The organism is Streptomyces sp. UW30 (assembly GCF_008042075.1).
GTDB lineage: Bacteria > Actinomycetota > Actinomycetes > Streptomycetales > Streptomycetaceae > Streptomyces.
On sequence record NZ_RDBN01000037.1, the window covers coordinates 2,119,012 to 2,129,719 of the forward strand.

General features: G+C 71.0%; 9 protein-coding genes and 2 pseudogenes. 2 read left to right on the plus strand and 9 right to left on the minus strand.

Annotated elements, in window-relative coordinates:
* Positions 1–17: 17 nt before the first annotated feature.
* A pseudogene (locus EAO75_RS28410) lies at positions 18–1,109 on the plus strand (ROK family protein); the annotation flags it as partial.
* A 57-nt stretch (positions 1,110–1,166) separates the two neighbouring features.
* Here the strand turns inward: EAO75_RS28410 and EAO75_RS28415 are convergent.
* Positions 1,167–1,358 (minus strand): annotated as a pseudogene (locus tag EAO75_RS28415) (M81 family metallopeptidase); the annotation flags it as partial.
* On the opposite strand from EAO75_RS28415, the gene EAO75_RS28420 reads away from it, so the two are divergent.
* Entirely contained in the window at positions 1,329–2,831 is a 1,503-nt protein-coding gene (locus EAO75_RS28420; RefSeq protein ID WP_147998117.1) for a M81 family metallopeptidase, read from the plus strand. The pseudogene EAO75_RS28415 and the gene EAO75_RS28420 sit on opposite strands and share 30 nt — an antisense overlap.
* A 12-nt stretch (positions 2,832–2,843) precedes the next feature.
* Here EAO75_RS28420 and EAO75_RS28425 read toward each other — a convergent pair whose 3' ends face one another.
* From EAO75_RS28425 to EAO75_RS28460, 8 genes are all read right to left on the minus strand, one after another.
* Positions 2,844–3,431 (minus strand): GTP-binding protein, encoded by a 588-nt coding sequence (locus EAO75_RS28425; RefSeq protein ID WP_147997841.1) that lies wholly within the window; start codon positions 3,429–3,431, stop codon positions 2,844–2,846.
* A complete protein-coding gene (locus EAO75_RS28430) occupies positions 3,418–3,798 on the minus strand; it encodes a DUF742 domain-containing protein (RefSeq protein WP_410092479.1) in 381 nt (126 codons plus the stop codon). The genes EAO75_RS28425 and EAO75_RS28430 overlap by 14 nt, the downstream gene beginning before the upstream one ends.
* A complete protein-coding gene (locus EAO75_RS28435) occupies positions 3,779–4,198 on the minus strand; it encodes a roadblock/LC7 domain-containing protein (RefSeq protein ID WP_147997842.1) in 420 nt (139 codons plus the stop codon). The genes EAO75_RS28430 and EAO75_RS28435 overlap by 20 nt, the downstream gene beginning before the upstream one ends.
* Before the next feature lie 11 nt (positions 4,199–4,209).
* Positions 4,210–6,702 (minus strand): nitrate- and nitrite sensing domain-containing protein, encoded by a 2,493-nt coding sequence (locus EAO75_RS28440; RefSeq protein WP_147997843.1) that lies wholly within the window; start codon positions 6,700–6,702, stop codon positions 4,210–4,212.
* A gap of 191 nt (positions 6,703–6,893) precedes the next feature.
* The gene (locus EAO75_RS28445; RefSeq protein ID WP_147997844.1) at positions 6,894–7,889 is read right to left on the minus strand and encodes a substrate-binding domain-containing protein; all 996 of its coding nucleotides are present in this window, start codon (positions 7,887–7,889) and stop codon (positions 6,894–6,896) included.
* A gap of 242 nt (positions 7,890–8,131) precedes the next feature.
* Positions 8,132–8,935, minus strand: a complete 804-nt coding sequence (locus tag EAO75_RS28450) for an SAM-dependent methyltransferase (protein WP_147997845.1) — start codon at positions 8,933–8,935, stop codon at positions 8,132–8,134.
* Positions 8,936–9,091: 156 nt separating this feature from the next.
* Positions 9,092–9,502, minus strand: coding sequence for a DUF6114 domain-containing protein (locus EAO75_RS28455; RefSeq protein ID WP_147997846.1), 411 nt, complete (start codon positions 9,500–9,502; stop codon positions 9,092–9,094).
* Positions 9,502–10,203, minus strand: a complete 702-nt coding sequence (locus EAO75_RS28460; protein ID WP_147997847.1) for a DUF6230 family protein — start codon at positions 10,201–10,203, stop codon at positions 9,502–9,504. The genes EAO75_RS28455 and EAO75_RS28460 overlap by 1 nt, the downstream gene beginning before the upstream one ends.
* Between the last annotated feature and the right edge of the window lie 505 nt (positions 10,204–10,708).

The window sequence follows — 10,708 nt, forward strand, 5'->3', positions numbered from 1 at the left end:
CGGAAGTAACTTCGTCCATGACTGAAAAAAGTGGGTCGTTGACCCGGCGCATCCTCGAACTCCTCGCCTCCGGACAGGCGTCCACGCGCACGGAGCTGTCCGAACTGCTCGGCGCCGCGCCGTCGACGGTCTCGTTCGCGGTGGGCAAGCTCCTGGACTACGGCCTGGTCACCGAGGAGGGCACCCTGTCGTCGAACGGCGGCCGGCCGCGCAAGGTCCTCCGGCTGGGCGGCGGTGACGGATACGCCGTGGCGGCCGAACTCGGCGGCAAGCACGCCCACGTCGGCGTCGTCCACCCCGGTGGGGGCCTCACCGACACCTCCACGGTGCCGTTCGCGACGGCTGACGGCCCCGAGGCCTCGTTGCCCGGACTGGTCGAGACCCTTCAGGGCCTCGCCGACCGGCACGGCCCAGAGCTCCTCAGGGGCGTCGGCCTGTGTCTGCCCGGACCGGTCGACGTCGAGCCGGGCCTGGTGACGCTGCCCGCGCGCATGCCCGGCTGGAACCGGTTCCCGGTACGGGACTGGCTGCAGGAGCGGTTCGGGGTCCCGGTGGCCATCGAGAACGACGCCAACTGCATGGCCGTCGGCGAGCACAGCGTCCGGCCCGCCGGTCAACGCCAGGCGATCATGGTGAAGGCGGGCACCGGCATCGGAGCCGGAGTCATCGCCGACGGCCGCCTCTACCGCGGCGGTTCGGGCGCGGCCGGCGAGATCACCCACGTCCGGGTCGAGGCCGCCCACGACATCCCCTGCTCGTGCGGCAACACCGGGTGTCTGGAGACGGTCGCCTCGGGCGCGGCGCTGGTCCGCATCCTGCGCGAGCGCGGCCTGGAGGTGACGTCGACGGAGGACGTCGTACGGCTCGCCACCGACGCCGATCCCGAGGCCACGCGGGCGGTGCGACAGGCCGGCCGCTATCTGGGCATGGTGCTCGCCGCCAACGTCAACTTCTTCAACCCCGACGCGGTGTACCTCGGCGGCATCCTCTCCACGCTCGAACCCTTCGTCGCCGCCGTGCGCAGCCAGTTGTACGAGGGCTGCCACCCCCTGGTCACCGAGCACCTGGTCATCGAGCGAGCCGGCCTCGGCGCCGACGCCGGCCCGGTAGATGACGTCGACCGCGGACGGCCCCGGCAGGGAGGCGTAGATGACGGCCGGCCCGCCCAAGTCCCGCAGCCGGTCGATGAGTTCCGTGGACAGCTCGGCGTACGCGGCGGCCGTCACCGTGCCGCCGGGCAGTGCCTTGCCGACCAGCGCCCCGCGCCAGTCGGCGGCTTCCCGCAGCGGCTCTCCCGGCGCCAGGAACGGGTATCGGGTGACGACGTCCTGCCCGCGCGATGGGTGGAAGGCGGCGGCCTCGGCATCGAGTCCTCGACCTTCTCCCCGGCCCGCACCGAGGCCGCCGCCTTCCACCCATCGCGCGGGCAGGACGTCGTCACCCGATACCCGTTCCTGGCGCCGGGAGAGCCGCTGCGGGAAGCCGCCGACTGGCGCGGGGCGCTGGTCGGCAAGGCACTGCCCGGCGGCACGGTGACGGCCGCCGCGTACGCCGAGCTGTCCACGGAACTCATCGACCGGCTGCGGGACTTGGGGCCGATCGACGGCCTCTGGTACGACATCCACGGCGCCATGACCGTCGAGGGGCTGGACGACGCCGAGGCCGACCTGCTCGCCCGCATCCGTGAGGTGATCGGCCCGGACGTCCTCGTGTCGACGTCCATGGATCTGCACGGCAACGTCTCCCGCCCCCTCGTCCACCACAGCGACCTGATCACCTGCTACCGGATGGCCCCGCACGAGGACGCCCTCCAGACCAAGGAGCGGGCCGCCCGCAACCTCGTGGACCTCCTGGCAAGCGGCGCGCCGCGCCCGGTCAAGGCGTGGGTCCCGGTGCCGGTGCTGCTGGCCGGGGAGCAGACCTCCACGCGTATCGAGCCGGCGAAGAGCGTGTACGCGGCCGTGGAAGAGGTGGCCTCGGCCGAGGGCGTGACCGACGCCGCGATCTGGGTCGGATACGCCTGGGCGGACGAGCCCCGCAACCGCGCCGCGGTCGTGGTCACCGGCCCCGACGAGTCCGCCGTCGCCGCGGGTGCCGAGCGGCTGGCCCGCGGATTCTGGGACGCGCGGCACGACTTCGCCTTCGTCGCCCCCACCGGCACCCTCGACGACTGCCTCGACGAGGCCCTCGCCGCCGGCGCCCGCCCCTACTTCATCAGCGACACCGGCGACAACCCGACGGCGGGCGGCGCCGGTGACGTCACTTGGGGCCTCGAACGCGTTCTGGCCCGCCCCGAGTTCAAGGACCCGTCCGGGCCGGCCGTCATCTACGCCTCCCTGCCGGGGCCGTCCGCGGTCGACACGGCGGTGCGGGCCGGCGTCGGCGCGACGGTCACCGTCACCGCGGGCGCCGAGGTCGACGACCGGCACGCCGGGCCGCTCACGATGACCGGCGTGGTGCACTCGGTCCGGCACGGCGACCGGGACGCGGAGACGGAGGTCGTGCTGCGGGTCGGGAGCGTGCAGGTGATCCTGACCCGGCTGCGCAAGCCGTATCACCTCGAACGCGACTTCACCGAGCTGGACTTGGACGCCCGCGCGGCCGATGTCGTGATCGTCAAGATCGGCTATCTCGAGCCCGAGCTCTTCGCCATGGCCGCCGACTGGAAGATGGCGCTCACCCCGGGCGGCGTCGACCAGGACCTGCCGCGGCTCGGCCACCACCGTATCCGCCGGCCGATGTTCCCCTTCGACCCCGCGATGCACCGCCCCGACCTGACGGCCCGGATCGTCGCCCCCGCGAACCGGCCGCTCACCGACACCGACGAGTGAGACCGCGCCCGCTCAGCTCACCTTGCGGGCGTCCGCGATCAACTGGTCGATGAGGGCGATCAGCACGTCCCGGCACGACTCGCGCTCGCGCGCGTCGCACAGCAGCACCCGCACATGCTCCGGGAGCGCGAGGGAGTCCCGGATCTCCTCGGCGGGGTAGGGGTGTTCGCCGTGGAAGCCGTTGACGCCGACGACGAAGGGGATCTCTCGGCGCTCGAAGAAGTCGATGGCCGCGAAGCTGGACTCCGGGCGGCGCACGTCCACCAGGACGACCGCTCCGAGCGCGCCGATCGACAGGTCGTTCCACATGAACCAGAACCGCTGCTGCCCGGGCGTACCGAACAGATAGAGCACCAGTTCCTGGCTGATGGTGATCCGGCCGAAGTCCAGGGCCACGGTCGTGGCCCGCTTCTGCTCGATGCCGTCCAGGTCGTCGATGCCCAGGCCGGCGGTGGTCAGGGGTTCCTCGGTGCGCAGCGGGGCGATCTCGCTGACCGACCCGACCATGGTGGTCTTGCCGACGCCGAAACCGCCGGCTATGAGGATCTTGACCGTGTCGGGCGGTGCGACCGCGTCCACGGTGGTGTCAGAGCCGGCCAAGGCCGTCCCTCACTTTCTGCAACAGGTCCAGGTCCGGGCTGCGGGGGGTGACGGGGTGCGGCGGGTGGACGGTGATCAGGCCGGCCTCCAGCAGATCGCAGAGCATGATGGCGACCACGCTGACCGGCAGGTCGAGATGGGCCGCGAGCTCCGCCACGGCGATCGGCCGGGCGCAGCGCCGCAGGATCCGCACCTGCTCGGGCTGGGGACGCGGCACCCGCTCCGGCCGCGGATCCACCGCCGTCACGGTCGTGATCAGGGTGAAGTCGGTACGGCTGGGCCGGGTCCGCCCCCCGGTCAGCGTGAAGGGACGGACCAGCCGGCCCGCCGTATCGTCTCCGCCCACCTCACGCGCCAGGGCCGACATGGGCCCGCGGTGCCGCCGACAGGTGCTCGCCGATCTTCTTCACCAGCATGTTCATCTGGTACGCCACCACGCCCACGTCCGCGCCCTGGTTGGTGAGGACGACGAGGTGGGCGCCGGGTCCCGCGGACGTGAGGATCAGATAGCTGTTGGCCATCTCGATGAGCGCCTGGCGCACCGGTCCGCCTCTGAAATCCATGCTGACGCCCTTGCTGAGACTCATCAGGCCGGACGCGGTCGCCGCCAGCCGCTCGGCGTCGTCGCGCAGGAACCCCGTGGACTTGCTCACCACAAGGCCGTCCTCGGAGAGCACCACGGCGTGGTTGACGTCGGCGACCCGCTCCACGAGTCCGGTGAGCAACTGGTCGAGCTGGGTGTCCGTGGCTGGGGTGGGGCGTGTCATGGCGGTGTCCTTCATGAGCGGTCGGCGGGCGGGGTGGAGGACGTGGGTGCGGCGGCCGGGGAAGCGTCGACGGAGTGGGCCGCGGAGTCGGCCGCGGGCGGCTTGTCGGGGGCGGCGTCGTCACGCGCCCGCCGCGCCGCCGGGACCCGCTGGTCCACGGCCTCGGACGCGTCCGGTGTCCCCCCGCCACTGCCGTCGCGGGCCTGGAGCGTGCCGCGCTGGAACCGGGCGAGGACGGCCGGGCCCTGGTCGTCCGGCGTGCCGAGGGCCTCCGGTGCTTCGTCGTCCGTGTCGTCGCGGGCCTGGAGCGTGCCGCGCTGGAAGCAGGCGAGGGAGGAGGCCGCCTGCTCGGCGGTGAAGTCGTCGGCGTGGCCGTTCTGTTCGGCGGGCGCGGACTCCTCGCGCAGCTCGGCCGCGAGGCTGGTCTGCGGCACCCGGCGCGGCAGCGGCGTGAGCCCGTCACCGCGTGGGGCCGGCGCCGTGGCGGTGGTGGTGCGGGCCGGCACGACGGGCCGGGAATCCCGTACGGGCTCCTCCGGCTCGGCCGCTCCGGCGTGCTCCACCTCTTCCCGGTCGGGCGCGGGCAGGTCCCGCACCACGACGTCGTGCGGGATCAGCACGATCGCCGTCGTGCCGCCGTACGGCGAGGAGCGCAGCGTGACCGCGATGCCGTGCCGCCGTGCGAGCCGGCCGATCACGAACATGCCGAGCCGCAGATCGTCGGCGAGCGCCACCACGTCGAACTGCGGGGGCTCGGCCAACTGGGCGTTGAAAGCTGCGTACTCCTCCTCGGACATGCCGAGGCCACGGTCCTCGACCTCCACGGCCAGCCCCTTGGCCACCATCGCGGCCCGCACCCCGACCGGCGCCGGAGCGGGGGAGTACAGCGTGGCGTTCTCGATGAGCTCGGCCAGCAGATGGATGACGTCGGCCACCGCGGGCGGCGCGAGATGCACCTCCTCCTCGGTGTGCACCTCCACCCGCCGGTACTCTGCGACCTCGCCGACCGCGCTGCGCAGGATGTCGATCAGCGCGACCGGCTCGCTCCAGGTGCGGCCGGGGCGCTCGCCGCTGATGATGACGAGGTTCTCCTCGTAGCGGCGCAACTGGCTGGCGGTGGAGTCCAGTTCGTACAGGCCCTTGAGGACCTCGGGGTCCTGGTGTGCCCGCTCCAGCGCGTCCAGCTTGGTGAGCTGGAGGTTGACCAGGTTCTGGCTCTGCCGGGCGATGCCCAGGATGATCTTCTGGAAGCCGCGCCGGGTGTCGGCGAGTTCGACGGCGGTGTGCACGGCGGTGCGCTGCGCGGTGTTGAACGCCGTGGCCACCTGACCGAGTTCGTCGTGGCCGTAGTCCAGCGGCGGCGTCGCCAGCTCCACGTCGACCTTCTCGCCCCGCTCCAGCCGGGCCACCACATCGGGCAGCCGCTCCTGGGCGAGGCCCAAGGTCGCCTCCCGCAGGCCGCGCAGTCGCCGGGACAGCGAGCGGGTGATCCGCCAGGACATCCCGACGCACAGCAGCAGGGCGATCAGCCCGCCCGCGCTCAGGGACGCGGCCTTGATCAGCAGATTGCTTGCGTCGTCGGCGCTGCGCTGCAGCAGCACGCTCGTCTGCCGGCGGATCAGGACCTCGTACTCGTCGGAGACTGTGACCAACGCGGCCCGCCACTCCTTCTGCGCGTCCGGCACGGTGATGTTCCCGTTGCCACGCGCCGCGAGCACCCGGTCCTCGACCCTCTCCAGGGTCCGCCACTGCGAACTGCCCAGGATCCGCTCGGTCTCCGCCTTCGCGGTCCCGGCGAGCGACGGGAGGATCTGGTCCCCGACGAGCCAGCGGCGGGTGTTCACCAGCTCCGCGAACTCGGTCCACGTCTTCTGGTCCATCTTCCGCGACGGCGAGGCCAGCGTCAGCAGCGCGTCCTCGCGCGACATCAGTTCCGCCGCGTGCTCCAGCGAGACGAGCGGACCGGCCTGCGAGGTGAGGTCGCCGTCGTCGACCTGCGAGAGTTCCTGGAAGGCGTGGATCTGGTCGTCGATGATCGACGTGTACTGGCCCAGCGCCTGGACGGCGGAGATGTCGGAGGGGTTGTCCACCTGGCCCCGGTAGTACTCCAGGCTGCTCGTGGAGGCGACGACCGAGTACAGCCGGTCCTTGATCCGGGCGGGGGCCTGCTGGATCGCGTCCGACTGCGCGAGGAGTTTGGCGACCGCCTTGTCGGTCTTGCGGCGCTGCCCCTCCAGCGCGGTGCGGGCCGCGTCCTGGCGCGTGGCGAGCCATACGGCCGAGTAGCTGCGCTCCTGCTGGAGCGCGAGCGTGGCCTCGGTGCCCATCGCCCCGGTCGACTTGCTCAACCCGGTCTGCGACCGCAGTCCCAGACCCTCCGAGAACATCTGGATCGTCGTCACGCTCCAGACGGCGGCGAGCGTGACGCTGGGCACCAGCGCCAGCAGGATCAAGGAGAGACGTATGGAGCCGAGGCGGCGCCGGGGACCTGTCCGTGGAGACATTGTCGTCCTAGGGCGATCAGCGGAGGGCGGGCGGGATCAGCGCGGAAGCGGAGCGGGACGTCAGGACGAGCGCGAGGGGTGACTGCGTGTCCGGCACGTCACAGGGGGTGCGCAGGATGCTATCCGTACAAGTGAGCGTATGTGTCATGCGTGACCGAATCTTTGGTGACACCGTGGTGGGAACTGTCCGGTCAGCGGGTTCCGTTGGCCGCGAACTTCGCGACCGAGGCGACGTTCGCCTTCGTGACGAACGCGGGCCCGGTGAGCACGGGGGCCTCACCGCCGCCGAGGGTGTTGCCGTTCGTGCGGTAGAGCCAGAGCGAGTCCACCGCGAGGTAGCCCTGGAGATACGGCTGCTGATCCACCGCGAACTGCACGTCCCCGTCCTGCACCGCCTGTGTCAGGTCCTTGTTGAGGTCGAAGGTCGCGACATGGGCCTTGGAGCGGGACTGGTCCACCGACTTCACCGCGGCCAGCGCGAACTGCGCGCCCATGGTGACCACTTCGTCGATGCCCGGGTTCTGATCGAGCCGGGCCTCGACGGTCGCGGTCACCGCGTCCATGTCGGTGCCGTCCACGTAGAGGTTCTCCGTCTCGCCGCCGAACGCCTTCTTCACGCCCGCGCAGCGCGCCTCAAGGGCAACGTTGCCACGCTCGTGAATCACGCACAGGGCGTGCTTGGCCTTGAGGTCGTCCAGTTTGTCGCCGACGGCGCGGCCCGCGACGCTCTCGTCCTGGCCGAAGTACTCAAGGAGCCCCGTCGGCTTCCAGTCGTCTATACCTGAGTTGAGGCCGACCACGGGTATCCCCGCGGAGCGGGCCTCGGCGACCGGACCCGCCATCGCCGTCGGCTTGGCCAGGGTCACCGCGATGCCGTCGACCTTCTGCCGGATCGCGTCGCGCACAAGCTCGGCCTGGCCCGCCGGGTCGTCGTCGCCCGCGTAGGTCAGATCGACGTTGTCCTTGGCGGCTGCCACCTGCGCACCCTTTTGCACCAGTTCCCAGAAGGCGTCGCCCTCGCCGCCGTGGGTGATCAGGGTGATCTTCAGCCGTGCGCCTCCCGCCGTGCCGGTGTCGGCCGCGTCGTCGGTCCCGCCGACGGCGGAGCAACCGGCGAGCAGCAGACAGGTGGCGGCCGAGAGGGCCGCGACGCGAACCCGGGGGGAGGAGGGGGGTGGAGTCTTCATGAGGGTGCGGCACCTCGCTGTGCGGCCGAGCCGGAGGAACGAACGAGAGAACGGCCGGCGCCGAACGGGAGGTTCGCCGACGTGGTGAACTCTCGCTCTGGCGGAGCCAATCGCGTGTGACCATCGGTAGTCAAGTGTGCAACCACAAGGCGTGAGTTGTTGCTGCCACATCGTGATGAACCGCTGGCGGGAGGCTGAAGTGGAACGCGGCCTGCCCGTAGCGCTTGCGTCCGCAAACCGGTTCAACTCGGCTTGCGCGCGACCGCGCCGTACATCGCGATGTCCTCGTCCCGGACCACCTCGGCGCCCGTGCCGTCCGGCCGCCACTTGTGGACCTGGACGATGCCCGGTTCGACGAGGTCCAGACCGGTGAAGAACTCCGCCGCCTCGCCATGGGTGCGCAGCCGCATCGGCATGCCCCGCGCCGCGTACTCCCGGGCCACCCGGCCTACCTCGTCCGGCGCGAACTCGGCGGTGCCGATGGACATCGCGAGGTAGCTGCCGGCGGGCAGCGGTTCGAGCAGCCGCCGTACGATCCCCGTGGCGTCGTGCTCGTCCAGCATGAAGTGCACGATCGCGATGACCGCGAGCGCGACGGGTTCCTTGAGATCGAGGGTGTCGCGGAACGCCGGGGCGTCGAGAATGCTCGCCGGGTCGCGCATGTCCGCCTCGATGTACGCCGTCCGCCCCTCGGGCGTACCGGACATCAGCCCCTGCGAAAGGCCGAGCACGAGGGGATCGTTGTCGACGTAGACGACTCGTGCCGCGGGGGCGACCGACTGGGCGATCTCATGGATGTTGGGCGACGTCGGGATCCCGGTCCCGATGTCGAGGAACTGCCGTATCCCCGCCTCCTCGGCGAGATACCGCACGGCCCGGTTCATGAAGTCCCGGTTGGCCCGCATGTGGACGGGCAGCGCCGGCCACTCCCGGACCATGGCGTCGCCGGCCTCCTGGTCGGCCGGGTAGTAGTCCTTGCCGCCGATGATGTAGTCGTAGATACGGGCGGAGTGGGGGTGTCCGGTGTCGATGTCGTCGGCGGGCATGGGGCCTCCTGGGGGCGGGCACGGCGTCGTCAACTACACACACATGCCTGGAAGTTGGCGTGCACCCTGCCAACCTACTAGGGGCGCGGGGCCGTATCGATCCGCGGCCCCGCCGCGTCGGGACGACCAGCCCCCGCACCTGTGCACCCGCCGGACTCAGCCGGCCCCCACGGCGCTACGGCGACGCTCGCGCCGACTGCGCCGAGGCTCCTGATCCGGCAGCCACCCGAACGCCAGGCAGCTCCCCACCACACCCAGCAGCAACCCCACGAAGAACCCGCCGAGATTCGACGTGAGCCAGGTGCCCAGGGTGACCAGGACCCCGGTGATCGAGTAGAAGAGCCGCTGCGCCGGGTTGAAGAGAGTCAGCAGTCCCAGCAACACCATCAGCGCCGGCAGCAGATACCCGGCCAGCCCCTGCATGCCGACATGCAGGATGACCTTGAGCGAGGCCTTCATCGTGAGCAGAATCCACGCCCCGCCCAGAGCGAGCAGCAGCCCGCCCCAGAACGGCCGGTCGGCCCGCCACTGACGGAAGGCCGACCGGAGATCCCGTCCCCGGCTCATCAGCAGCCCTTGCTGCTGAAACCGAGCTTCAGCCCGGGGAGCTTGAACACCCCGGCCGTGGTGGCGTAGTTGGTCTGCCGCAGATTGGCGATGCGTACGGTGTCGGCCTGCTGGCTGAAGACGCCGATCGGACCCTTCACCCCGGCCTTGGTCAGGGTGCTCGCGTCGTTGCCGATCTCGATGTTGGTGAACGCCGCGTCACCCGACAGCTCGGTCGAGTCGGTGGTCAGATCGGTCGCGCTCACCTTCTCCGCCCCGCCGCCCGCGGTGATGAGCAGGTTCGTGCCGCCGAGGTCGACGCTCTGGCACAGCTTCGTGAGCGTGGCGTTCTTGATCGCGGACGTGACGACCAGGACCTGGCCGCCGGTGTCGCCTTCGTTGGGGCTGCCCGGCGCCATGCTGTCGAGACCGCCGAACTGCTCGAAGCCGGTGCCGTTGAGCTCGGTCGCGGTGACCGTGAAGGGCATGCCGGAGATGGCGAACTGAACGCCCAGCGCGCCCTCGGCGGTGAGGACCGCGAGGGCGCCGGCGACCAGGGTGGCCGGCACCGCCATCACGGCGGCCCGGCGGGCTCGGACCCGTCCGCGTCTCGCGGGGACGTCGGCGGATTCGGACACGGAGGACGCTTCGGACACGGAACCGCTTTCCGGGTTCTCGGGGGTGTTGCCGGCGGACGAGGTGACGTCCGGGGACGAGGCCATAACTGCTCCCAGGTGCAGAAAATGCGGGTAGGGCATCAGTGGCACGTTGTCCTGGCGCGGACAGCGCCCACGGCGCACGTCCCCTCGCAACTCCCGGCGGGTGCAAGGGCTTTCTCGTACTCCGCAGTAGCCAAGCCCGGAAGTTACCGGTGGTTACACCTGAGGGTCAAGGTAGTTGTGTAAAAAGGGTGTTGGTTGTGTGCTGCCTGTGGGTCATGGGCTGCCCAGGGTCTCGGAAAGCCTCTGCGGCAACAGCAACTTCCTTGTCGCGCCTTGACGTTGACGGACACTCAGGTCTACAACTCTCCCTGGCTCCCCCCTGGATCCGTGGCGCCGGATCCGCCGCCGCGCGGCCTCTGCCCGCGTTCCCGGACTGATGTCCTTCACATTTCCTCTCCGTGAGATCACTCCACGGTGCCGTCACGGTCGCTTCCCCCCTCGGTCCGTGCCGGCCGCCCCCGGTCCGGCCGGAGCCCTCCCCACGGTCTCCGGCCGGACCGGGCGG

Excerpts from the sequence above, each read along its gene's own strand:
- EAO75_RS28450 (WP_147997845.1), bottom strand. The coding sequence starts at position 8,935 with ATGCCCGCCGACGACATCGACACCGGACACCCCCACTCCGCCCGTATC.
- EAO75_RS28435 (WP_147997842.1), bottom strand. The coding sequence starts at position 4,198 with ATGACACGCCCCACCCCAGCCACGGACACCCAGCTCGACCAGTTGCTC.
- EAO75_RS28455 (WP_147997846.1), bottom strand. The coding sequence starts at position 9,502 with ATGAGCCGGGGACGGGATCTCCGGTCGGCCTTCCGTCAGTGGCGGGCC.
- EAO75_RS28440 (WP_147997843.1), bottom strand. The coding sequence starts at position 6,702 with ATGTCTCCACGGACAGGTCCCCGGCGCCGCCTCGGCTCCATACGTCTC.
- EAO75_RS28445 (WP_147997844.1), bottom strand. The coding sequence starts at position 7,889 with ATGAAGACTCCACCCCCCTCCTCCCCCCGGGTTCGCGTCGCGGCCCTC.
- EAO75_RS28430 (WP_410092479.1), bottom strand. The coding sequence starts at position 3,798 with ATGTCGGCCCTGGCGCGTGAGGTGGGCGGAGACGATACGGCGGGCCGG.
- EAO75_RS28460 (WP_147997847.1), bottom strand. The coding sequence starts at position 10,203 with ATGGCCTCGTCCCCGGACGTCACCTCGTCCGCCGGCAACACCCCCGAG.